Source organism: Pseudorhodoferax sp. LjRoot39, from assembly GCF_964253035.1.
Classification (GTDB): Bacteria; Pseudomonadota; Gammaproteobacteria; order Burkholderiales; family Burkholderiaceae_C; genus Pseudorhodoferax.
The window spans coordinates 25918-48625 of sequence record NZ_CAXUQL020000001.1 but is presented as its reverse complement, the minus strand read 5'-3'; the positions used below and the strand labels follow the sequence as shown (position 1 = coordinate 48625).

Genomic DNA, 22708 nt, shown 5'->3' with positions numbered 1-22708 from the left:
GGATGTGGCTCGGGGTGAGCCGCATTGTCCGGAGCAGGGGGCGCCACGAAGGCGCAATAAGAAGGGGCTTGGCGCCCCTAATCAGCCGGCCCGCGCCGCTGGGGCGCGGGGGTCAGAAGCCCAGGCTGGCCAGCAGGTCGTCGACCTGCGACTGGTCGGTGACCACGTCGTCGCGGCCCTCGCCGTTGACGACCGGACCCTGCAGCGGCGCGGCGACGGCCGCGGCCTTGACGGCCGGCGCGGTCTGGATCAGCAGCGCCACCAGCTGCTCCTCGATCGTCGCTGCCAGGTTCACCACGCGCGCGATCACCTGGCCGGTGAGGTCGTGGAAGTCCTGCGCCATCATGATCTCGGTCAGGTGCTGGTCGATCTCGCGCGAGGCCTTGTCCACATCGCCCAGGAAGTTGTAGACCACCCCGCGGGCCACGGCCGCCACCGGGTCCTTGACCAGCAGTTCGCCCACGCGCCGCGTTTCGGCGGCGATGAAGTCGTGCTGGGTCTTGGCCTGTTCCACGCGGCTCAGCACCTTCTCGGCGGCCTCGCCGGTGAGCCGGGCGATGTAGGTCAGCCGGCTCTGTGCATCGGGCAGTTCGTCGACGCTGCCGCGCAGCTTCTCCGCATACCCCAGTTCGGCCAGGCTGTCGTGCAGCTGGCGCGTCAGCAGGCCCAGCTTGTGGTGGACGTCGGGCGTGGCGTCGTCGGAATCGGGCTGGACGGGCGAGGCAGGCTGCGGGGTCGATTCGCTGGTCTGCATGGCTGCCCTTACAGACCGAGCTTCTTCAGGATGTGGGCCACCTTCTCCTCGAGCGTGGCCTTGGTGAACGGCTTGACGATGTAGCCGGCCGCGCCACCCTGGGCGGCTGCCACGATGTCTTCCTTGCGGGCCTCGGCCGTGACCATCAGCACCGGCAGGTGTTTGAGCTTCTCGTCCGCCTTGATCTGCGTCAGCAGCTCGAAGCCGTTCATGTTGGGCATGTTGATGTCGCTCACCACGAAGTCGAAGCGGCCGTTGCGCAGCTTGTTCAGCGCGGCAACGCCGTCTTCGGCCTCTTCGGCATCGGTGTAGCCGCTCTCCTTGAGCAGGTTGCGCACGATGCGACGCATGGTGGAGAAGTCATCGACGATCAGGAAACGAAGTTCGGCCACGGTTGCCCCTCGTGATTGGCGTTGACGGGAAGAAAGCGCATGGGTCGAGCTCTCGAAGTCTTCATGGTGGGGTGCCCCTCGTCGTCGGGCCGGGCCCGGGTTCAGACAGCGGGGCGATCTGCGGTATTGCAGGCACAGCTATTGTGGCATCACCCGCGGGCGGGGTGCCCATCAGGCGCTCCTCGGCCTCGCGCGTCAGCACGGTCAGCGTGATGCGGCGGTTGACGGGCGCATTCGGCGTCTTGGGCTCCAGCGGGCTGCTGGCGGCCAGGCCGACCACGCGGCCCAGCTTGGCGTCCGGCATGCCGGCGGCGACCAGCTCGCGGCGCGAGGCGTTGGCGCGGTCGGCCGACAGCTCCCAGTTGCTGTAGCCGCGCTCGCCGTTGCCGTAGGGCGTGGCATCGGTGTGGCCGGCCAGGCTGATGCGGTTCTCCACGTCGTTCAGCGCCGCCCCGATCTCCCGCAGGATGTCGCGCATGTAGGGTTTGACCAAGGCGCTACCGCTGTCGAACATGGGGCGGTTCTGGTCGTCCACGATCTGGATCTGCAGGCCGTCCGGCGTGGTCTCCAGCCGGATCTGCGAGCGGTACTCGTTGAGCTTGGGCGTGTTGGTGATCAGCGCCTCGATCTTGGAGCGCAGATCGGCGATGCGGCGGGCGTCCTGGCGCGCCGCCTCGGCCTTGGCCTGCTGGGCACTCTGGCGCTTCCTGGCGGTGTCGTCGGCCTGGCCGCGCGCGGTCTGGCCCACCTTCTCGGTCAGGTCCTTGCCGCCGCCGGGCAGGATGGAATTGCTGGCGCCGCTGCCGGTGCCGCCCATCAGCGCGACCTTGAGTGGGGCGTTGAAGTAGTCCGACAGGCCCTTGCGGTCGCCCTCGGTGGTCGAGCCCAGCAGCCACATCAGCAGGAAGAAGGCCATCATGGCCGTCACGAAGTCGGCGTACGCGATCTTCCAGGCCCCGCCATGCGCCGCATGGCCGGACTTCTTGATCTTCTTGACGATGATCGGTTGCAGCTTCTTCGCGTCGCCGGCCATGGCTCAGGCTCCCGCTACTTCTTCTTCACGTGCGCCTCCAGCTCGGCAAAGCTGGGGCGCTCGGTCGAGAACAGCACCTTGCGGCCGAACTCGATGGCGGTGGATGGGTTGTAGCCCTGCATGCTGGCCAGCAGCGTGGTCTTGATGCACTGCAGTTCCTTGGCCGCGTCCTCGCTCTTTTGTTCCAGCAGGCCACCCAGGGGCTCGACCACACCGTAGGCCAAGAGGATCCCGAGGAAGGTGCCGACCAGGGCCGAGGCGATCATGCCGCCCAGCACGGCCGGCGGCTGGCCGACCGAGCCCATGGTGTTGACCACACCCAGCACGGCGGCCACGATGCCGAAGGCCGGCAGCGCGCCGGCCAGCCGGGCGATGGCGGCCACGGGGGCGTGGGCCTCCTGGTGGTGGGTCTCGATCTCGCTGTCCATCAGCGACTCGATCTCGTGCGCGTTCAGGTTGCCCGACACCATCATGCGCAGGTAGTCGGTCATGAACTCCACCACGTGGTGGTCGCTGCCCACGACGGGGTATTTCTTGAAGATCTCCGACTGTGCGGGCTCCTCCACGTCCTTCTCGATCGCCATCAGGCCCTCCTTGCGGGCCTTCTGCAGGATGTCGTAGAGCAGCGCCATGAGCTCCAGGTAGCGGTCCTTGGTGAACTTGGAGCCCTTGAACGCGGTGGGCAGGGCCTTGAGGGTGGCCTTGAGCACCTTGGGCTGGTTGTTCACCGCGAACGCGCCCAACGCGCCGCCGAAGATGGTGATCAGCTCGAACGGCAGCGCCGTCAGGATCACGCCGATGTTGCCGCCGTGGAAGACGTACACGCCAAAGATGCAGCCCATGGCGACGACGTAGCCGATGATGACGATCATGTGCGGTGCGGATGGTGGCGGGGCGGGGGGCCTTCGGTGGCCCGGTACAGGGCCGAAGCCCAAGCTATTTGCTTGGGAATGTATCGGATGAACCTGGGGATACGAAGGTTCTGAAGCGCCAATAAGCGGCGCAAAGGTGACGTACATCGGGTGGGGGTGCCGCGGGGGCGCGCCGGTTCAGGGGCAAATGGGCCCTGATCTGCGCGTATTTCCAGAGTTGGATGACTGGATCCGTCGCTATTCTCATGGAATCTTGAAACTCAGCCGCCCTTCTCCATGACCGACGCCCCGGACGTTGCCGCGATTTCCGATCTGCTGGGCCAGGCGATCGAAAAGCACCGTGGCTTCGATCACGCCGAGGCCGAGCGGCTCTACCGCGCGGTGCTGGAGCGTGTGCCCGCGCATGCCGAGGCACAACACAACCTGGGCGTGCTGTACGCCATCGGCCTGGGCCGGCCGCAGCAGGCGCTGGCGCATTTCGAGGCGGCGTTGAATGTCGACCCCGGCCGCGGGCAGTTTTGGTTCAGCTACGTGGACGCGCTGATCCGGGCCGGGCAGTTCGAGCTGGCGCGCCAGGTTCTGCCCATGGCGCAGGCGCATGGCCTGGTCCCCTCCATGGTGCAGGCGCTGGCCGAGCGCCTGCCGCTGGTGCCGGCACCCGCCGCGCTGGCGCCTGTCGCGCTGGCGCGCGCCGTGCCGCATCGCGCCCTGACCGACGCCGACCGGCATGCGCTCGTCGATCTGTTCAAGGCCGGCGATTACGTGCAGGGCGAGCAGCGTGCGCTCGCGCTGCTGGCCGACTACCCGGACGACGGCTTCCTCTGGAAGGCGTTGGGCACCATGCTGCAGCCGCTGGGCCGCAAGCAGGAGGCGCTCGCCGCCAAGCAGCGTGCCGCTGAACTGCTGCCCGACGACGTGGAGGCACTGCGCAACCTGGGCCGTGCGCACTTCGAACTCGGCGACAGCGCGGCCGCCGCCCAGGTGCTGCAGCAGGTGGTGGTACGCGACCCCGGCAGCGCCGAAGCCCACAACAACCTGGGCCTGGCCCTCAATGCCCAGGGCCAGGTGGCCGCCGCCCATGCCTGCTTCGAGCGCGCCGTGGCCTTGCGCCCGGACTTCGCCGAGGCCTGGAACAACCTTTCGGGCATCCACACCGCCCAGGGCCACATCGACGAAGCGGCCGACGCGCTGTCGCGTGCGGTCGCTGCGCGGCCCGATTACCGCGCCGCGTTCGATAACCTGCTGTTCGTGCTGAACTACCACCCGGACAAGACGGCCGCGGAGATCCGCGCCGCCTACGCGGACTTCGAGCGCATGTTCGGCGCGCCGCAGCGGGCGCACTGGCAACCCCACGCCAACGACGGGCGTACCGACCGCCGCCTGCGCGTGGGCTATGTCTCGCCCGACTTCCGGCACCACGCCTGCACCTTCTTCATGGAGCCGCTGCTGCAGGGGCACGACAGCGCCGCCTTCGAGGTTTTCGCCTACGCCGAGATGCGCGATGCCGAGGACGCGGCCACGCTGCGCTACCGCAGCTTCGTCGCGCACTGGGTGCCGACCCAAGGTCTGTCCGACGCCCAGTTGGCCGAACGCATCCGGGCCGACGGCATCGACATCCTCGTGGACCTGGCCGGCCACACGCGCGGCAACCGGCTCGGCATGTTCGCCCTGAAACCGGCGCCGGTCTCGCTGTCGTGGATGGGCTTCGGGTACACCACGGGCCTTGAGGCCATCGACTACTACCTGACCGACGCGGCCAGCGTGCCCGAGGGCAGCGAGCCGCTGTTCTCCGAGACGCCCTGGCGCCTGCCCGGCCTGCCCTACACGGCCTACCGGCCTGCCAGCAACATGGGTCTGCCGGGCCCGCTGCCGGCGCTCGCGCGCGGCCATGTCACGCTGGGCACGCTGACGCGCGGCGTGCGCGTGAACCGCTACACCGTGCGTGTCTGGGCCGCGCTGCTGCAGCGCCTGCCCACGGCGCAGCTCGTGATCGACAGCAGCTCCTACCAGGATCCGGCCCTGGCCGAGGCCCTGGTGCAACGCTTCGAAGCACTCGGCGTGGCGCGCGCGCGGCTGCAGATCGGTTTCCACAGCCCGCCCTGGGACGTGCTGCGCGGCATCGACATCGGGCTGGACTGCTTCCCGCACAACTCGGGCACCACGCTGTTCGAGAGCCTGTACATGGGCGTGCCCTTCGTGACGCTGGCCGGGCGGCCCAGCGTGGGCCGTATCGGCAGCGCCATCCTGCAGGGCCTGGGCCGGCCGGAGTGGATCGCCGACAGCGAGGCGGCCTACATCGACAAGGTGGTCGCGCTGGCCAGCGACCTGCCGGCCCTGGCCGCGTTGCGCGCCGGCCTGCGCGCGCGGATGCAGGGCAGCCCGCTCATGGACGAGGCCGGCTTCGTGCGCGGCGTCGAGGCGGCCTACCGCCAGATGTTCGCGCGCTGGGCCCAGGCTCGGCCCCAACCCGATTCCGTGCCGGCCGCCGCGGCGCTCGCGGCCGTACCCGAGGTGCAGGCGCTGCAGGCCGAGCTGCTTTACCAGCAGGCCCGCAGCCAGCGCGGGGCGGGCCGCCGACCCGAGGCCGGGCAACTGCTGCGCCAGGCACTGGCCCTGCAGCCGGACCATGCCGAGGCGCTCAACGACCTGGGCACGCTGTTGCAGGAGCTGGGCCGCTCGGGCGAGGCCATCGCCAGCTACCGCGCAGTATTGGCGCAACGGCCGGACTACGCGCTGGCACACCACAACCTGGGCAATGCGTTGCAGCACGAGGGCGAGGTCGCGCAGGCCGTGGCCTGCTACCGGCGCGCGCTGGCGCTGGGCATGCGCACACGGCACCTGTACGACAACCTGCTGTTCCTGCTGAACTACCACCCGGACTGCACGGCCGAGCAGATCCGGGCCGTCTACCGCGACTTCGACGAGGCCTTCGGCCTGCCCGAGCAGGCGCACTGGCAGCCGCACCGCAACGCACGCCGCCTGTCGCGCCGGCTCAAGCTCGGCTATGTCTCGCCGGACTTCCGCCAGCATGCCTGCATGTTCTTCCTGGAGCCCCTGCTGGCCGGGCATGACAGGCAAGCCTTCGAGGTCTACGCCTATGCCGAACTGCGCGAGGAGGATGCTGTCACCCAGCGCTACCGCGGCCACGCCGACCACTGGGTCGCCACGCTGGGCCTCTCGGACGCGCAACTGGCCGAGCGCATCCGCCAGGACGGCATCGACATCCTCGTCGACCTGGCCGGCCACACGCGCGGCAACCGGCTCGGCGCGTTCGCGCGCAAGCCCGCGCCCGTGGCGCTGACCTGGATGGGCTATGGCAGCACGACCGGCCTGTCGGCGATCGACCATTTCCTGACCGACGCGGCCAGCGCCCCCGTGGGCAGCGAGCCCCTGTTCGCCGAGGCGCCCTGGCGCCTGCCCGACAGCGCCTACGCCGTGTACCGGCCGGCGCCCGGCATGGGCGAGGGCGGCCCCCTGCCGGCGCTGCGCAAAGGCCACATTACCCTGGGCAGCCTCACGCGCAGCATCCGCCTCAACGAGCGCGTGCTGCGCTGCTGGGCCGCGCTGCTGCTGCGCCTGCCGCAGGCGCGCCTGGTGCTGGACAGCCGCAACTTCGCCGATGCCGGCACCTGTGAACGGTTGCTGGCGCGCTTCGAAGCCCTGGGCATCGCGCGCGAGCGGCTCGACCTGGGCTTCCACAGCCCGCCCTGGGACGTGCTGCGCGGCATCGACATCGGGCTGGACTGCTTCCCGCACAACTCGGGCACCACGCTGTTCGAGAGCCTGTACATGGGCCTGCCCTTCGTGACGCTGGCCGGGCGTCCCAGCGTGGGCCGCATCGGCAGCGCCATCCTGCAGGGCCTGGGCCGGCCGGAGTGGATCGCCGACAGCGAGGCGGCCTACATTGACAAGGTGGTCGCGCTGGCCAGCGACCTGCCGGCCCTGGCCGCGTTGCGTGCCGGCCTGCGCACCGAGATGCAGCACAGCGTGCTCATGGACGAGCCGCGCTTCGTGCGGGGCGTGGAGCAGGCGTACCGCCAGATGTTTGCGCGCTGGGCCAACGCACGTCCGGCGGCTGCCGCCCCCGCGGCGCCGGTGCGCACCCAGCCTATGCACGAGGAGATGCTGACCATCACCCAGCTGTTCCAAGCGCGCCGCTTCGAAGAGGGCGCGGCGCTGGCGCAGGCGCTGGCCGAGCGTTTCCCGCGCAATGGCTTTGCCTTCAAGGCCCTGGGCGCCATGCTGCAGCCGCTGGGCCGCGCGCAGGAGGCGCTGGTGGCCAAGCGCCGCGCGGCCGAGCTGCTGCCCGGCGACCCCGAGGCCCAGTGCAACTACGGCATGCTGCTGCAGGACCAGGGCCGGCTTGCCGAGGCCGAGGCCGTGCTGCGCCGCGCGCTCGCGCTCAAGCCAGCCTACCCGGAGGCGCACAACAACCTCGCGCTGGCGCTGCAGAAGCAGGGGCGGCTCGACGAGGCGCTGGCGCAGTTCCAGCAGGCATTGGCGCTGCAGCCCGGCCACGAGGACATCTACGGCAACCTGCTGTTCACGCTCAACTACCACCCGGACCTCAGCGCGCAGCAGATCTTCGCCCACTACCGCGAATACGACCGCCGCTTCGGCCTGCCGCTGCGCGGTACCTGGGCGGCCCATGCCAATGCGCGCACGCCGGGGCGCCGGTTGCGCATCGGCTACGTCTCGCCGGACTTCCGCCACCATGCCTGCGAGCGCTTCCTGGTGCCGCTGCTGGCGGCGCACGACCGCCAGGCCGTGGAGCTGTTCGCCTACGCCGAACTCGCGCGCGAGGACGCCGCAACCCAGCGTTACAAAAGCCTGGTCGACCACTGGGTGCCCACGCGCGGCCTGTCGGACGCGGCCGTGGCCGAGCGCGTGCGCGCCGACGCCGTCGACATCCTGGTGGACCTGGCCGGCCATACCGTGGGCAACCGGCTCGGCGTGTTCGCACGCAAGCCAGCGCCGGTGGCGGTGTCCTGGCTGGGCTACGGCTGCACCACGGGCCTGTCGTCGATCGACCACTTCTTCACCGACACCGCCAGCGCGCCTGCGGGCGCCGAGGCGCTGTTTGCCGAAGCGCCCTGGCGCCTGCCCGTGGGCTGGTGCTTCGCGCCCGCCGATGGCATGGGCGAACCCGGCCCGCTGCCGGCCCTGGCCAGCGGCCACCTCACGCTGGGCACGCTGACGCGCAGCGTGCGCATCAACCATCACACCTTGCGCGTCTGGGCCGAAATCCTGCGCCGGCTGCCGCAGGCCGTGCTGGTGGTGGACAGCGGCAGCTTTGCCGACGCCCAGGCCCAGGACGCGCTGGCCGCGCGCTTCGCGGCCATGGGCGTGGCGCGCGATCGCCTGCGCATCGGCTACCACAGCCCGCCCTGGGACCTGCTGCGTGGCATCGACATCGGGCTGGACTGCTTCCCGCACAACTCGGGCACCACGCTGTTCGAGAGCCTGTACATGGGCGTGCCCTATGTGACGCTGGCCGGGCGGCCCAGCGTGGGCCGGCTGGGCAGCTCCATCCTGCAGGGCTTGGGCCGGCCGCAATGGATCGCCGACAGCGAAGAGGCCTACATCGACAAGGTGGTCGCGCTGGCCTCCGACCTGCCGGCCCTGGCCGCGCTGCGCGCCGGCCTGCGCGGCGAAATGCAGGCCAGCCGCCTGATGGACGCGCCGGCCTTCGCCCGCGCGGTCGAGCAGGCCTATGGCCAGATGTTCGCCAGTTGGTGCACGGGCCATGCCCATCCGCTGCACGCGCTGGTGCAGCGTGCCCAGGACAGCTACCACCACGGCAACCGCCTGCGCGATGCCGGCGACCCGGCGGCGGCCGAGGCCTGCTACCGACGCGCGCTGGCCTGGGTGCCGGAGTTCGCCGAAGCCCACAGCAACCTGGGCGTGCTGCTGCAGCACCAGGGCGACTGGGCGCAGGCGGCTGCGTGCTTCCGCGAAGCTGCGGCATTGTTGCCGGACTCGGCCACGGCGCACTACAACCTGGGCGTGTGCCTGCGCCAGCTGGGCCAGCAGGCCGCGGCCGAGGCCGCCTTCCAGGCGGCGCTGGCGCGCGACGCCGGCCTGCACAGCGCGCGTTTGCACCTGGACCAGATGCTGCAGGAGCAGGGCCGCTCGCTCGAGTCCGAGGCGCACTGGCGCCAGGTGCTGCGCGAGCGGCCCGACTTCTCGGCCGGCTACCGCCAGCTGGCCACCGTGCTGCGCCAGCAGCAGCGCAACGGCGAGGCCCTGGACTGCCTGCGCAAGGCGCTGGAGTTCGATCCCGAGGACCCGGCGCTGCTGGAGGCGCTGGCCGCCGTCTACCGCGACCTCTCGCGCTTCGACGAGGCCGAGGACTGCTGCAAGCGCGCGCTGGCGCTGGTGCCGGATTCGGCCTCGGCCTGGAACACGCTGGGCGACTGCTACAACGCCGCCTTGCGCCTGGTCGAGGCCAAGCAGGCCTTCCACCGCGCCATCGCGCTGGAGCCCGGCCTAGCGCGCGCGCACGGCAACCTAGGCATCGCGTTGCAGAACCAGGGCCGGCTGGCCGAGGCCGAGGCCAGCATGCGGCGCGGCCTGGCCCTGCAGCCGGACGACCGCGGCGCCCACGGCAACCTGCTGTTCGTGCTGAACTACCACCCGGATAAGACCGGCGCGGAGATCTTCGCGGAGTACCGCGTGCACGACGAGCGCTTCTTCGCGCCGCTGCGCAGCCAGTGGCGCTCGCACGCGAATGCGCCGCTGGGCCAGCGCCGGCTCAAGATCGGCTACGTCTCGCCGGACCTGCGCAACCATTCGGTCGCCAACTTCCTGGTGCCGCTGCTCGCGCACCACGACCGCCAGGCCGTGGAACTCCATGCCTACGCCGAGCTGCAGCGCGAGGACGCTGCGACCGCGCGCTACAAGGCCATGTTCGACCGCTGGGTGCCCACTCGTGGCATCAGTGATGCGGCCCTGGCCGAGCGCATCCGTGCCGACGGCATCGACGTGCTCATCGACTTGGCCGGCCACACCGGCGGCAACCGGCTCGGTGTGTTCGCGCGCAAGCCGGCGCCGGTCTCGCTGTCGTGGATGGGCTATGGCACGACCACGGGGCTGTCGGCCATCGACTACTTCCTGGGCGACGCGGCCAGCCTGCCGCCGGGCTGCGAGGACGTGTTCTCCGAGCAGCCCTGGCGCCTGCCCGTGGGCTGGGCCTACCGGCCGGCCGGCGCGGCGCAGATGGGCGAACCCGGCCCGCTGCCCGCGTTGCGCAAGGGTTACGTGACCTTCGGCACGCTGACGCGCGCGATCCGCGTGAACGACCATGTCGTGCGCGTGTGGTCCGCGCTGCTGCAGCGCGTGCCGAACGCACGCCTGTCCATCGACAGCCGCAGCTACCGCGACGCCGAAACCCAGGACGAACTGGCCGCGCGCTTCGCCGCCCATGGCATCGCGCGCGAGCGCCTGCTGATCGGCTACAGCAGCCCGGCCTGGGACGTGCTGCGCGACACCGACATCGGACTGGACTGCTTCCCGCACAACTCGGGCACCACGCTGTTCGAGACGCTTTACATGGGACTGCCCTTCGTCACACTGGCTAGCCGGCCCAGCGTGGGCTGCCTGGGCAGCTCCATCCTGGCCGGCCTGGGCCGGCCCGAGTGGATCGCCACCACCGAGGCGGAATACATCGACCGCGCCGCTGCGCTGGCCGCCGACCTGCCGCGCCTGACCGCGCTGCGCGCCGGCCTGCGCGAGCAGATGCAGCGCAGCTCCCTCATGGACGAGCCGGCCTTCGCGCGCAGCGTCGAGGACGCCTGCCGCCAGATGTTCCTGCGCTGGGAACAGGAGAACCAAGCATGAAAGCCGTCATCCTGGCCGGAGGCCTTGGCACCCGCATCTCCGAGGAGACCCACCTCAAGCCCAAACCCATGGTCGAGATCGGCGGCAAGCCCATCCTGTGGCACATCCTGAAGATGTACTCGGCGCACGGCGTGAACGAGTTTGTGATCTGCTGCGGCTACAAGGGCTACGTGATCAAGGAGTACTTCGCGAACTACTTCCTGCACATGTCCGACGTGACCTTCGACATGGGCAGCAACCGCATGGAGGTGCACCACAAGCATGCCGAGCCCTGGCGCGTGACCCTGGTGGACACCGGCGAGGACACCATGACCGGCGGGCGCCTGCGCCGCGTGGCCGACTACGTGCGCGGCGAGGAGGCCTTCTGCTTCACCTATGGCGACGGCGTGGCCGACGTGGACATCGCCGCCACCATCGCCTTCCACGGGGCCCACGGCAAGCTGGCCACGGTCACGGCCGTGCAGCCGCCCGGCCGCTACGGCGCGCTGAGCATGCAGGGCGACAGCGTGCAGGGCTTCACCGAGAAGCCGCGCGGGGACGGCGGCCTCATCAACGGCGGCTTCTTCGTGCTCTCGCCGAAGGTCATCGCGCGCATCCCGGGCGACGCCACGGCCTGGGAGAGCGAGCCGCTCGCAGGCCTGGCCACGGACGGCGAGCTGCGTGCCTACGAGCACCAGGGTTTCTGGCAGCCCATGGACACGTTGCGCGAGAAGAACCTGCTCGAAGAGCTCTGGCTCAGCGGCAAGGCGCCATGGAAGACCTGGTGAACCCCAGCCCTGCGTTCTGGGCCGGCCGGCGCGTGCTGCTGACCGGCCACACCGGCTTCAAGGGCAGCTGGCTGGCGCTGTGGCTGCAGCAGCTGGGCGCCGAAGTCTGGGGCCTGGCGCTGGCCCCCGCGACGGCGCCGCACCTGTTCGGCCTGGCGCGCGTGCAGGATGGCATCGCGCACCGCGTCGTCGACATCCGCGATGCGGCCGCCGTGCGCACCGTGGTGCAGGCCGCGCGGCCCGAGGTCGTGCTGCACCTGGCGGCCCAGGCCCTGGTGCGGCCCGGCTACCGCACGCCGCTGGAGACCTGGGCCGCCAACACCATGGGAACGGCCCATGTGCTGGACGCGCTGCGTGGCCAGGGCAGCGTGCGCGTGGCCGTGGCCGTGACCACCGACAAGGTCTACCGCAACCGCGAATGGGCCTGGCCCTACCGCGAGGACGATGCGCTGGGCGGCCACGACCCCTACAGCGCGAGCAAGGCCGCGGCCGAGCTGGCCGTGGCCAGCTGGCGCGACGCCTTCCTGGCCGCGCAGGGCGTGGCCGTGGCCAGCGCGCGTGCCGGCAACGTGATCGGCGGCGGCGACTGGGCCGAGGACCGGCTGCTGCCCGACGCCGTGCGCGCCTTTGCGGCCGGCCAGCCGCTGCAGATCCGCCGGCCGCAAGCCGTGCGCCCCTGGCAGCATGTGCTGGAGCCGCTGGCCGCCTACCTGCGGCTGGCCGAGCGCCTGTGGGACACGCCGGCCCTGGCCGGCGCCTACAACTTCGGCCCGGCCGCCGAGGAGGCCGCCACCGTGCGCGCCGTGGTCGAACTCGCGCGCAGCGCCTACGGCCGCGGCGAGGTGGTCTACGGCGACGGCAGCGAAGGCCCGCACGAGGCCGGCCTGCTCGCGCTGGACGCGAGCCGTGCACGCCAGGCCCTGGACGTGCGTCCGCGCTGGCCGCTGGCCACCGCGGTGCAGCGCTGCATGGCCTGGTACCGGGCCCAGGCCGAGGGTGCCGACGCGCGCGCGCTGTGCCTGGCCGACATCGCGGAGTACACCCGTGCGCCGGTTTGAGATCCACGCCACCCCGTTGGCCGGCCTGTGCCGGATCGACCGGCGCCTGCTCGGCGACGCGCGCGGCTACCTGGCGCGCATCTACTGCGCCGAGGAACTGGCCGCGGCCGGCTGGCCCGGCCCCATCGCCCAGATCAACCACACCTTCACGGCCGAGCGCGGCACCGTGCGCGGCCTGCACTTCCAGCGCGCCCCGCACGCCGAGGCCAAGCTCGTGAGCTGCCTGGCCGGCGAGGTCTGGGACGTGGCCGTGGACCTGCGCGCGGGCTCGCCCACCTTCGGCCGCTGGCACGCCGAGCGGCTGTCGGCCGCCAACGGCCGTGCCCTGCTGATCCCGGCGGGTTTCGCGCACGGCTTCCAGGCGCTGGGCCGCGAGGTGGCCATGCTCTACCTGCACTCGGCCCCCTATGCGCCGCAGGCCGAGGGCGGGCTGCATGCCGAGGACCCACGCCTGGCCATCGCCTGGCCGCTGCCCGTGCGCGGGCTGTCGCTGCGCGACAGGGCACAAGCTGTACTTGACGATGACTTTCAAGGATTGACGCCGTGAAATGCCGCCACTGCGCCGCCGAGGTGCGCCTTCCCTTCCTGGACCTGGGCAGCGCCCCGCCCAGCAACGCCTACCTGGACGCCGCCGCACTCAATGCGCCCGAGACCTGGTTCCCGCTGCGCGTGCTGGTCTGCGAATCCTGCTGGCTCGTGCAGACCGAGGACCATGCCGGCCGCGAGGCGCTGTTCACCGAGGACTACGCCTACTTCAGCTCTTTCTCCTCCTCCTGGCTGGCCCATGCCCAGACCTATGTGCAGGCCATGCGCGAACGCTTCGGCCTTGGCGCCACGAGCTGCGTGACCGAAGTCGCCGCCAACGACGGCTACCTGCTGCAGTACGTGCAGCAGGCCGGCATCCCGTGCTATGGCATCGAGCCCACGGCCAGCACGGCGGCCGCCGCGCGCGCCAAGGGGCTGGAGATCGACGAGCGCTTCTTCGGCGTGGCGCTGGCGCGCGAGCTGGCCGCGGCCGGCCGCCAGGCCGACCTCACGGCCGCCAACAACGTGCTGGCCCACGTGCCCGACATCAACGATTTCGTGGCCGGTTTCGCGCTGCTGCTGAAACCTCAGGGCGTGGCCACCTTCGAGTTCCCGCACCTCTTGCGCATGGTGCAGGAATGCCAGTTCGACACGGCCTACCACGAGCACTACTCCTACCTGTCGCTCTCGACCGTGCAGCGCATCTTCGCGGCCAACGGCCTGGCGGTGTTCGATGTGGAGCAACTGCCCACCCACGGCGGCAGCCTGCGCGTGTTCGCGCAGCGCGCCGACACCGGCGGCCAGCCACGCAGCGCGGCCGTCACGCGGCTGCTCGACGAAGAGGCCGCGGCCGGCCTGCTGGGCCCGGACTTCTACACGCGTTTCGGCCGGGAGCCGGCGCGCATCGCGGGCGAACTGCAGGCCTTTCTGGCGGCGCAGCAGGCGGCCGGCAAGCGCGTGGCCGCCTACGGCGCGGCCGCCAAGGGCAACACCTTGTTCAACTTCGCGGGCGTGCGCGCGCACCAGGTCGCCTACGTGGTCGACCGCAACCCGGCCAAGCAGGGCAAGTGCCTGCCGGGCAGCCGTATCCCCATCGTCGACGAGGCGCGGCTGCGCGAAGACCGGCCCGACGTGGTGCTGATCCTGCCCTGGAACCTGCGCAACGAGGTGGTGCAGCAGCTCGCCTATGTGCGCGACTGGGGCGGCCGCTTCGCGATCGCCGTGCCGCGGCTGGAGCTGCTCGCATGAAGGTGTTGCTGACCGGCGCCAGCGGCTACCTGGGCCGCCATGTGCTGGCCAGCCTGCGCGCGCGCGGCATCGCCACCGCGGTGCTGGGACGCGGTCCGGTGCCGGGCGTGGAATCGGTCGCCTGCGACCTGCTGGAGACGCCGGATCTGCGCCCCGTGCTGCAGGGCCTGGGCGCCACCCACCTGCTGCACCTGGCCTGGTACGCCGAGCACGGCCTGTACTGGAATTCGCCGCTGAACCTGCGCTGGCTCGACGCCACGCTGCGCCTGCTGCAGGCCTTTGCCGAGGCCGGTGGCCGCCATGCGGCGCTGGCCGGCACCTGCGCCGAATACGACTGGGCCTGCGGCTACCTGCGCGAAGACGGCACGCCGCTGGCGCCCCAGGGTCTGTACGGCGCCGCCAAGGACGCCACGCGCCGGCTGGCCCAGGCCCTGGTGCAGATGCCGGGCCCGGCCCAGGGCATGACGCTGGCCTGGTGCCATGTGTTCTGGCCCTTCGGCCCGGGCGAAGCGCCGCGACGCGTGCTGCCCTCGCTGGTCGGGGTGTTCCGCGGCCGCGCCGCGCCCTTCGGCGTGAACACCGGCGCCTTCCGCGGCATGCTGCCCGTGGCCGATGCGGCCGCGGCCTTCGTGCACCTGCTCGCGCAGGGCGCCAACGGCCGCTTCAATATCTGCTCGGGCCAGCCCGTGGCCATGGACCACGTGGTGCGCGAACTCGCGCGGCTGTGCGGCGCTGATCCGGCGCCCGTGCTGGCGCTGGCCTCGGCCCGTCCGGGCGACCCGCCGCTGCTGGTGGGCGACACCACGCGCCTGCGCGCCACCGGCTGGCGCCCGACCCTGACCCTCGAACAAGGCCTGGCCGCGCTGGTCCAGACTCAACTTTCCAAGGAGCCCACATGACCCCCGAACAGCAATTCGCCCTTGAGCGCCGCGAGCGCCTGGCCGCCTACGGCCAGGACGCCGAATTTCAGGCCCTGTCGCGCCAGTGGCTGCAGCAGTCCATGGCCAAGAAGTATGTCTACAACCACGACTGGATGGGCCGGCCCATCATCCAGTACCCGCAGGACATGGTGGGCATCCAGGAGCTGGTCTGGCGCGTGCGGCCCGACCTCATCATCGAGACCGGCATCGCGCACGGCGGCTCGCTGATCCTGTCGGCCTCGCTGTTGGCCCTGCTGGACATGAGCGACGCGATCGAGGCCGGCACCACGATGGACCCGCGCCGCTCGGCGCGCAAGGTGATCGGCGTGGACATCGACATCCGCGCCCACAACCGCGCCGCCATCGAGGCCCACCCCATGGCCAGCCGCATCAAGATGTTCCAGGGTTCCTCGGTCGCCGAGGAGACCGTGGAGCAGGTGCGCGCGGCCGCGCAGGGCTATGGCAACGTCATGGTGTTCCTGGACTCCATGCACACCCATGCCCACGTGCTGGCCGAACTCGAGGCCTATGCCGGCCTGGTCACGCCCGGCAGCTACTGCGTGGTGTTCGACACCTTCGTGGACGACATGCCGGCCAAGTTCTTCCCGGACCGCCCCTGGGACGTGGGCGACAACCCGAAGACGGCGGTGCGCCAGTGGCTGCCCGCGCACCCGGAGTTCCAGGTCGACCGCGACATGGAACGCCAGCTCATGGTGACGGTGGCGCCGGAGGGCTTCCTGCGGCGCAGCGGCGGCTGAACTCAATCAAGGAAGCGCGCCGCGATCTCCGGTGTCGGCACCAGGCAGCTGGGTGCGCGGCCGAGGAAGCGCAGCCGGTTGCGTGTCATCCAGCGGTAGGCCGCATCGCGCAGCGGCGCCGGCACCAGCCAGGCGGCCCAGGCCAGCCGCCAGGGCCAGCCCAGCGCATGCAGCACCTGCAGGATGGCGGCCGTGTGCTGCCAGGCGCGCGGTCCGTCGACCACCAGCAGGGTCTGCCACCGGTCGACCTGCAGTCCGTGCTGCGCCAGCAGCCGCTGCCAGGTCACGCCCTGGATGGCGGCGAAGCGGCACAGCGCCTGCCGGTCGTGGCGCAGCAGGAACTGCACCTGGCGGTTGCACAGCAGGCACTCGGCGTCGAACACGACGATCATGGGAGTCTCTCCAGACTGAGATGGCCTTGGTACTCGGCGACGACGCCCAGCCAGGGCAGTGCGGCGCAAATCCTGAAATGCAGGGTGTCGCCGTCGCCGTGTTCCTGCGCGGTCACGCGCGGCAGCAGCCAGCGCGGGCAAGGCAGGCCGAAGAAGCGCATGTGCGTGAGCTGCATGGCCAGCATGCCATCCAGGGCTGCCAGGCGAAAGCCGAGGCGGGCCGGACCGAGCCGCTCCACCAGCACTTCCCCGGCCGGCCGGAGTGTGGAACGCATCGTGCGCCCGGGAAAGTGCCGGATCCAGGTTTCCTGTGCTGCTGCGGCATCGAGTTCGAAGCGGATGGGGCCGTCGTCGGCGTGCAGCGGCGTGCCGAGTAGGCGGCCCAGCCAGCGCGCCGGCGCCGAAGCCGGTGCGCCGGTCCGGACCTGGCCCTGCAGCACATGCCGGCCGCGCAGGCGGTGGAAGCGCTGCACGGCCGACGGCAGCCTGCCGAACTGCGCGCCCATCACCTGTTCGAACACCGCGTCGCCGTTCATGGCGCAAGCTGCTCCATCCGGATCTGCAGGCCGGCGCATTCCTGCGCGAAGGCGTCGAGCGTCAGCACCCCCACGCAAGGCGCGGCGCCCACGAACGGCAGGAGCCCGCCCTGCAGTTGGCGGACCAGTGCGGCGGCCGCCAGCGTTGGCACGTAGGGGCCGTCCCCCGCGGTGGCCAGCAGTTGCCAGTGCCGTGTGGGCGGGCCGCCGTCCTTGGGCACGCCGGTGACGCTGACGTGCATGGCGCCCGCATCCGATCCCTGGTGGCGGAACCCGTCAGCCAGGTGCTTGAGCAGGCCGGCGTGCACGGCCAGGTCGGCGATCCAGCCTCTGCGCACCGCCCATGCCAGTGCGTTCATGCCGCGGTGCAGCCACCGCAGTTCCAGGCCGGCGCCGAAGCGCACGCCCGGTTATCCCGCGAAGCGCGGGGGCCGCAGCACCAGGTCCGGCACGTCGCAGGGGGACAGGAACCGGCGGCCCACCGGTGCCGGATAGGCGTGCTCCCAACTGCCGACCCAGCCGAAGCGGGGCGCCGCGCCGCCCGGCAGCCGCTGGCCGCAGTAGCCCAGGATGGCGCGCACGGTGGACAGGTCGCGCTCGGTACGGTTGCCGGGGCTGATGCCGATGTCGATCTACTGCAGCGTGGCCAGGCCATGGGCCAACTCGTCGGCCGCGGCGCCGGACAGCGCCGGCACGGAGCTGGCGCCGCTCAGGACGGCAAGTCCGGCATGGCGCGCGGCCGCGTCCAGCGCGGTGATTCCCGCCACGAAGTCGCGTCCATCGGCGAGGTCGATGTAGTGCACGCCGATGGCGATGCAGGCCCGCGCGACGCGGTAGTCCTGGCCCTGGAAGGGCCCGCCGGTGTGGACGACGGCATCGGGCGCCAGCCGGCGCAGCGCGTCGGCCAGGCCTGGCGCATCGATGTCGAGTGCCGCCGCCGCCGGGCGGGCCCGGGAACGCGGCTGCAGGGCGTCCGCCAGAACCCGGCCGCGCTGCGCGGAACGGCCGGCAACGGTGACGGCCAGGCCGCTTTGCCGGGCCAGCCGTTCCACGAGGCGCCGGCCGAAGAAGCCATAACCTCCAATGACCAGGACGCGATAGGGTTGCATGCCGCCGGCCGCATTGTTGCAGCCCCGGCGGCGCCCCCATGCAACAAGGCCCCGCAGGGCCTTGTGGGCTGCCGTGCGGCGCCTGGCTTACTGCTGCAGCAGCTGCAGCACCTGCTGCGGCAGCTGGTTGGCCTGGGCCACCATGGCGGTGCCGGCCTGCTGCAGGATCTGCGTGCGCGAGAGGTTGGCGGTTTCGGCCGCGAAGTCGGCGTCCACGATGCGTCCGCGCGCGGCGGCCAGGTTCTCGATCTGGATCTCGATGTTGGCCACCGAATTTTCGAAGCGGCTTTGCAGTGCACCGAGGTCGGCGCGCGCGTTGTTGACCTGGTCGATGGCGCTGTCGATCTTCTTGAGGGCCACCCAGGCGCCGGCCTGCGTGGCCACCGACAGTGTGTCGATGCCGATGGCGTCCGTGGTGGTGTCCGTGGCGTTCACCACCGTGCCGGCCGCGCCGACCGTGGTCGGGGTGTAGCCGAAGTTGTTGTTGTTGAAACCCGTCAGGGTCAGCGTGACGGCGTTGCCGTCGGTGTCCGTCTTGGCCGACAGGATGTCGATGGTGAAGTCGCCATTGGTGTTGCGCGTCAGGTAGGCCGTGACGCCGGTGTCGGCCGTCTTGCGGTTGATGGCTTCCACCATCTGGCCCAGCCGCTCGGTGCCTGAACTGGCTGCGGCCACGGCGCCCAGGCCCCAGGTCGTGCTGCCGTCGTTGATGGTCAGGGCCGAGGGGTCGGTGATGGCCGCGATGTCACTGACGTTGGTGCCCAGGATGCCGGTGCTGTGGTCGTAGGCGTAGGCGATGTCGGAGAGCTGCGTTGCACGGGTGTCGACCAGCGCTCCGACCGTGATGTTGTCGCCCGAGTTGGAGCCGACCTGGAACACGGCGCCCGAGAAGCTGCCGTCCAGGATTTTGGTGCCGTTGAAGCTGGTCTGCTTGGCCACGCGGTCCACTTCGTCGCGCAACTGGGCCACCTCGGCCTGCAGCGCGGCGCGGTCGGCCGGGCTGTTGGTGGCATTGGAGGCTTGCACTGCCAGTTCGCGCATGCGCTGCAGCATGTCGCCGACCTTGCCCAGCGCGCCTTCCGCTGTCTGGCCCAGCGAGATGCCGTCGTTGGAATTGCGTGCCGCCACGGTCTGGCCGCGCACCTGCGTGTTCATGCGCTCGGCGATCGCCAGGCCAGCGGCGTCGTCCTTGGCACTGTTCACACGCAGGCCGGACGAAAGGCGTTGCATGGAAGTCGCCAGCGACCCCTGTGAGGCGCTGAGATTGCGCTGGGCGTTGAGCGAGATGGAATTGGTGTTGATCGTCGAGGCCATTGACGGGTACTCCTGCTTGTCCGAGGTGGTGGGACCGGTGCGGATCGCCAAGGTGGCGACCCGTCGGCGCCCACGTTCCTGGGCGTGCTGGGAATTCTGGAGATCTGGGGCCCGCGCATACGCTTGAAAAGCGTTCGAAAGTTGCGCTATTTCTGCCCTCAGGGCGTAACAGGCCCTCAAGTTTTCTACGAGCGGTCCGAAAACCTGAGCAATGGGTCCGAAAGGACTTGTTGGCCGGCAAAGTGGCAGAGAAAAAGTCTTTCAGATCAAAGACTTTCTCGCCGCCACCGGTCAGGGCGGCCAGCGCGGTGCTGGCGTTGTGATCGGCGTTTTGCCGCTTTTTTTGGAGTCTTTCATGGCACAGACCATCAATACCAACACCATTTCGCTGAACGCACAGCGCAACCTGAGTTCTTCGCAGAGCTCGCTGGCGATGTCCATGCAGCGCCTGTCCTCGGGCCTGCGTGTCAACAGCGCCAAGGACGATGCTGCTGGCTTGGCGATCTCGGAGCGGATGAACACCCAGATCCGCGGCAACACCGTCGCGGCGCGCAATGCCAACGACGGCATCTCGCTGTCGCAGACGGCGGAAGGCGCGCTGGGCAAGGTCGGCGACATGCTGCAGCGCATGCGTGAACTGGCGGTGCAGTCGTCCAACGCGACCAACAGCGCGGACGACCGCAAGGCGCTGCAGGCTGAAGTGTCCCAACTGGTCGACGAAATCGACCGTGTGGCCAAGCAGACCAGCTTCAACGGCACCAAGATTCTGGATGGCAGCTTCTCGGGTGCGGTGTTCCAGGTCGGTGCCAATTCGGGCGACAACATTTCGGTCGGCTCGCTCACCGACAGCCGAGCCACCGGCTTGGCCGACGTGGTCTATGCCTACGACCAGACCACGGGCATCGTTGCGTCCAGCATCACCGATACGTCTGCCATCACCAACACAGCGGCACTGCAGATCAACGACGGAACCACGACCTGGGACTTGGGTGCGATCGCCGAAGCGAAGTCGGGCTCTGATCGGCTGGGCCAGATGGTGGAGGCCATCAACCGTAAAACCGCCGACACTGGCGTCACCGCTTTCCTGACGCGCGGCGGCGACGGCCTTTACACGATTGACTTGATGTCGTCGAAGACGACCACGGATGGCAATGCGACGACAGTCACGCTCACCGGCTTCACCGCCACCAATTTCGGCTACGCCGCCGCTGCTGTCGGCGCTGCAGGTACTTCCCTGAGTGCTACCAGCACGACCACGGATTCGCTGGGCATCGACACGCTGAGCATCGACACGCAGGCCAACGCCTGGGTCGCGCTGAAGAAGATCGACAGCGCCATCGACCAGGTCAACAACGCCCGTGCGGACCTGGGTGCCCTGCAAAGCCGCTTCGAGAACTCGGTCGGCTCCATCGAGATCCAGGTGGAGAACCTCTCGGCCTCCCGCGGCCGCATCGTGGACGCCGACTTCGCGAAGGAAACCGCCAACCTGTCGCGTACCCAGATCCTGCAACAGGCCGGTACCGCCATGGTGGCCCAGGCCAACCAGCTGCCCCAGGGTGTGCTGGCCCTGCTGCAGTAAGCAGCCACCGGCGAGCGCCCCGGATCGGGGCGCTTTTCGGCGTTTCGGATGGCGGGCATGGGTGCTACCCTGTCCGCCGTTTTGCGTTTGCGCGCTTCGGCGCTAGGAGATTGGCATGGCAATCACATCGGTCGGTATCGGCAGCGGCCTCGAGGTCGAGGACATCATCAGCAAGCTGGTGGCGCTGGAGAAGAAGCCGTTGGAAGGATTGCAGGCCAAGGCCGAGAAGATCCAGACCAAGGTGTCTTCCTATGCCGAGATCAAGTCCCTGGTCTCCACCTTGCAGGACGCGGCCTCCAAGCTGGCCCTGGACAGTGGCTGGAACACGCTGGCCGTCAAGTCGTCCAAGGAATCGGCCGTGTCGGTCAGCGTCTCCGGCATCGCCGCCGCCACCAGCTTCTCAGTGGGCGTGCAGAAGCTGGCGCAGTCGCAGACCACCGTGTCCACCGCCATCTCCGCGGGCGGCACCATCGGCTCGGGCCAGCTGACGCTGCAATTGGGCAGCTGGAATGCCGGTGTGTTCACGGCCGGCACCGCGGCGGCCGTCAATGTCACCGTGGGTGCGACCGACACGCTGGCCCAGGTGGCTGCCAAGATCAACGACTCCGGCGCCGGGGTCGTTGCCACGGTGCTGTCCGATGCCTCGGGTGACCGGCTCATGCTGCGCTCCAAGGAGACCGGCGCTGTGTCGGGCTTCCGCATCACCGCCACCGACGACGATGGCAACAACGGCGACAACGCAGGCCTGTCGCGCCTGGCGTTCGATCTGGCCCAGCCCACCGTGGGCATGGCGGCCAACACCTACCAGGCCGCGCAGGATGCTGTGGCGACGATCAACGGCGTCACCGTGACGTCGGCCAAGAACCAGCTGGTCAATGCCGTGCCGGGCCTGACGATCTCGCTGAACGAGGTCACGGCCGTCGGTTCCGATGCGCTGATCACCAGCACCGTCGACAAGGAGGCGATGACCAAGAACATCCAGGAATTCGTCGATGCGTACAACGCCATCAACACCTTGCTCGGCGATGCGACCAAGTACGACAAGGAAACGAAGACGGCGGGCGACCTGCAGGGCGACTCCACTGCCGTGAGCTTGCGCAACAGCCTGCGTTCGGTGCTGACGGCGAGCACGTCGGGAGGCGTGTTCAGCACGCTGTCTTCCATTGGCATCAACCTCGGCAGCAACGGCGCTGTGGGCGATACCAACCTGAAGATTGACGGCGCCAAGCTGAGCAAGTCGCTGGACGACCTGGACAATGTCAAGAAGCTGTTCATCCAGCGCAACGATGACGGCACGAGCACGGGCCTGGCCGCCCGCATGAAGAGCTACACCGGGCAGCTGCTGTCCTTTGACGGGCTTCTCAACAACAAGACCGATGCGCTGGACCGCGAGTCCGATCGCAACCTGGAACAGCAGGACAAGGTCAACGACCGCGCCACGCTGGCCGAAACCCGCCTGCGCAAGACCTACACCGCGCTGGACGTGAAGATGGGTACGCTGCAAGCCCTGGCCAACTACATGGACCAGCAGGTCTCGCAGTGGAACAAGAAGAACGACTGACGCCGGTTTTTCACGCACACAGCGCTTGAGTCCGGGCCCGGCCTGCCGATA

The 22708-nt window shown here is 69.9% G+C and carries 16 protein-coding genes and 1 pseudogene; 9 read left to right on the top strand and 8 right to left on the bottom strand.

Annotated elements, in window-relative coordinates; translation table 11 throughout:
• Positions 1-112 precede the first annotated feature (112 nt).
• The 4 genes from ACSQ4M_RS00230 to motA form a co-directional block, all read right to left on the bottom strand.
• Positions 113-754 (bottom strand): protein phosphatase CheZ, encoded by a 642-nt coding sequence (locus ACSQ4M_RS00230; RefSeq protein ID WP_436187676.1) that lies wholly within the window; start codon positions 752-754, stop codon positions 113-115.
• Positions 755-762: 8 nt separating this feature from the next.
• Entirely contained in the window at positions 763-1146 is a 384-nt protein-coding gene (gene cheY, locus ACSQ4M_RS00225) for a chemotaxis response regulator CheY (protein ID WP_255357798.1), read from the bottom strand.
• A 61-nt stretch (positions 1147-1207) separates the two neighbouring features.
• A complete protein-coding gene (gene motB, locus ACSQ4M_RS00220) occupies positions 1208-2179 on the bottom strand; it encodes a flagellar motor protein MotB (RefSeq protein WP_436187675.1) in 972 nt (323 codons plus the stop codon).
• A gap of 14 nt (positions 2180-2193) precedes the next feature.
• Positions 2194-3051 (bottom strand): flagellar motor stator protein MotA, encoded by an 858-nt coding sequence (motA, locus tag ACSQ4M_RS00215; protein ID WP_436187674.1) that lies wholly within the window; start codon positions 3049-3051, stop codon positions 2194-2196.
• Positions 3052-3327: 276 nt separating this feature from the next.
• Between motA and ACSQ4M_RS00210 the strand changes: the two genes are divergently transcribed.
• The 7 genes from ACSQ4M_RS00210 to ACSQ4M_RS00180 are packed head-to-tail and all read left to right on the top strand — an operon-like array spanning position 3328 to position 16166.
• The gene (locus ACSQ4M_RS00210; protein ID WP_436187673.1) at positions 3328-10890 is read left to right on the top strand and encodes an O-linked N-acetylglucosamine transferase family protein; all 7563 of its coding nucleotides are present in this window, start codon (positions 3328-3330) and stop codon (positions 10888-10890) included.
• Positions 10887-11657, top strand: coding sequence for a glucose-1-phosphate cytidylyltransferase (rfbF, locus tag ACSQ4M_RS00205; protein ID WP_436187672.1), 771 nt, complete (start codon positions 10887-10889; stop codon positions 11655-11657). The genes ACSQ4M_RS00210 and rfbF overlap by 4 nt, the downstream gene beginning before the upstream one ends.
• Positions 11642-12715: a CDP-glucose 4,6-dehydratase gene (gene rfbG / locus ACSQ4M_RS00200; protein WP_436187671.1), complete on the top strand. Its 1074-nt coding sequence runs from the start codon at positions 11642-11644 to the stop codon at positions 12713-12715. Before rfbF ends, rfbG begins: the two co-directional genes overlap by 16 nt.
• A complete protein-coding gene (locus ACSQ4M_RS00195; protein WP_436187670.1) occupies positions 12702-13262 on the top strand; it encodes a dTDP-4-dehydrorhamnose 3,5-epimerase family protein in 561 nt (186 codons plus the stop codon). The genes rfbG and ACSQ4M_RS00195 overlap by 14 nt, the downstream gene beginning before the upstream one ends.
• Positions 13259-14488 carry a methyltransferase domain-containing protein gene (locus ACSQ4M_RS00190; protein ID WP_436187669.1) on the top strand — a complete coding sequence of 410 codons (1230 nt, stop codon included), beginning with the start codon at positions 13259-13261 and terminating at the stop codon, positions 14486-14488. The genes ACSQ4M_RS00195 and ACSQ4M_RS00190 overlap by 4 nt, the downstream gene beginning before the upstream one ends.
• Entirely contained in the window at positions 14485-15387 is a 903-nt protein-coding gene (locus tag ACSQ4M_RS00185) for an NAD-dependent epimerase/dehydratase family protein (protein WP_436187668.1), read from the top strand. Before ACSQ4M_RS00190 ends, ACSQ4M_RS00185 begins: the two co-directional genes overlap by 4 nt.
• Positions 15384-16166 carry a cephalosporin hydroxylase family protein gene (locus ACSQ4M_RS00180; protein WP_436187667.1) on the top strand — a complete coding sequence of 261 codons (783 nt, stop codon included), beginning with the start codon at positions 15384-15386 and terminating at the stop codon, positions 16164-16166. Before ACSQ4M_RS00185 ends, ACSQ4M_RS00180 begins: the two co-directional genes overlap by 4 nt.
• A gap of 2 nt (positions 16167-16168) precedes the next feature.
• Here ACSQ4M_RS00180 and ACSQ4M_RS00175 read toward each other — a convergent pair whose 3' ends face one another.
• The 4 genes and pseudogenes from ACSQ4M_RS00175 to ACSQ4M_RS00160 all read right to left on the bottom strand — a co-directional run bounded on the left by ACSQ4M_RS00175 (position 16169) and on the right by ACSQ4M_RS00160 (position 19517).
• Positions 16169-16558 carry a thiol-disulfide oxidoreductase DCC family protein gene (locus ACSQ4M_RS00175; protein ID WP_436187666.1) on the bottom strand — a complete coding sequence of 130 codons (390 nt, stop codon included), beginning with the start codon at positions 16556-16558 and terminating at the stop codon, positions 16169-16171.
• Positions 16555-17094: a DUF4166 domain-containing protein gene (locus tag ACSQ4M_RS00170; protein WP_436187665.1), complete on the bottom strand. Its 540-nt coding sequence runs from the start codon at positions 17092-17094 to the stop codon at positions 16555-16557. The genes ACSQ4M_RS00175 and ACSQ4M_RS00170 overlap by 4 nt, the downstream gene beginning before the upstream one ends.
• Positions 17091-18203 (bottom strand): annotated as a pseudogene (locus ACSQ4M_RS00165) (saccharopine dehydrogenase NADP-binding domain-containing protein). Before ACSQ4M_RS00165 ends, ACSQ4M_RS00170 begins: the two are co-directional and overlap by 4 nt.
• A gap of 87 nt (positions 18204-18290) precedes the next feature.
• Positions 18291-19517, bottom strand: coding sequence for a flagellin (locus ACSQ4M_RS00160; protein WP_436193945.1), 1227 nt, complete (start codon positions 19515-19517; stop codon positions 18291-18293).
• 355 nt (positions 19518-19872) lie between these two features.
• Here ACSQ4M_RS00160 and ACSQ4M_RS00155 point away from each other — a divergent pair, with 355 nt between their 5' ends.
• Positions 19873-21096: a flagellin gene (locus tag ACSQ4M_RS00155; RefSeq protein ID WP_436193944.1), complete on the top strand. Its 1224-nt coding sequence runs from the start codon at positions 19873-19875 to the stop codon at positions 21094-21096.
• A gap of 115 nt (positions 21097-21211) precedes the next feature.
• The gene (fliD, locus tag ACSQ4M_RS00150) at positions 21212-22657 is read left to right on the top strand and encodes a flagellar filament capping protein FliD (RefSeq protein WP_436187664.1); all 1446 of its coding nucleotides are present in this window, start codon (positions 21212-21214) and stop codon (positions 22655-22657) included.
• Positions 22658-22708 lie beyond the last annotated feature (51 nt).

Excerpts from the sequence above, each read along its gene's own strand:
- rfbF (WP_436187672.1), top strand. The coding sequence starts at position 10,887 with ATGAAAGCCGTCATCCTGGCCGGAGGCCTTGGCACCCGCATCTCCGAG.
- ACSQ4M_RS00185 (WP_436187668.1), top strand. The coding sequence starts at position 14,485 with ATGAAGGTGTTGCTGACCGGCGCCAGCGGCTACCTGGGCCGCCATGTG.
- ACSQ4M_RS00155 (WP_436193944.1), top strand. The coding sequence starts at position 19,873 with ATGGCACAGACCATCAATACCAACACCATTTCGCTGAACGCACAGCGC.
- ACSQ4M_RS00230 (WP_436187676.1), bottom strand. The coding sequence starts at position 754 with ATGCAGACCAGCGAATCGACCCCGCAGCCTGCCTCGCCCGTCCAGCCC.
- fliD (WP_436187664.1), top strand. The coding sequence starts at position 21,212 with ATGGCAATCACATCGGTCGGTATCGGCAGCGGCCTCGAGGTCGAGGAC.
- motA (WP_436187674.1), bottom strand. The coding sequence starts at position 3,051 with ATGATCGTCATCATCGGCTACGTCGTCGCCATGGGCTGCATCTTTGGC.
- ACSQ4M_RS00160 (WP_436193945.1), bottom strand. The coding sequence starts at position 19,517 with ATGGCCTCGACGATCAACACCAATTCCATCTCGCTCAACGCCCAGCGC.
- ACSQ4M_RS00170 (WP_436187665.1), bottom strand. The coding sequence starts at position 17,094 with ATGAACGGCGACGCGGTGTTCGAACAGGTGATGGGCGCGCAGTTCGGC.
- ACSQ4M_RS00210 (WP_436187673.1), top strand. The coding sequence starts at position 3,328 with ATGACCGACGCCCCGGACGTTGCCGCGATTTCCGATCTGCTGGGCCAG.
- ACSQ4M_RS00175 (WP_436187666.1), bottom strand. The coding sequence starts at position 16,558 with ATGATCGTCGTGTTCGACGCCGAGTGCCTGCTGTGCAACCGCCAGGTG.
- motB (WP_436187675.1), bottom strand. The coding sequence starts at position 2,179 with ATGGCCGGCGACGCGAAGAAGCTGCAACCGATCATCGTCAAGAAGATC.
- rfbG (WP_436187671.1), top strand. The coding sequence starts at position 11,642 with ATGGAAGACCTGGTGAACCCCAGCCCTGCGTTCTGGGCCGGCCGGCGC.
- ACSQ4M_RS00180 (WP_436187667.1), top strand. The coding sequence starts at position 15,384 with ATGACCCCCGAACAGCAATTCGCCCTTGAGCGCCGCGAGCGCCTGGCC.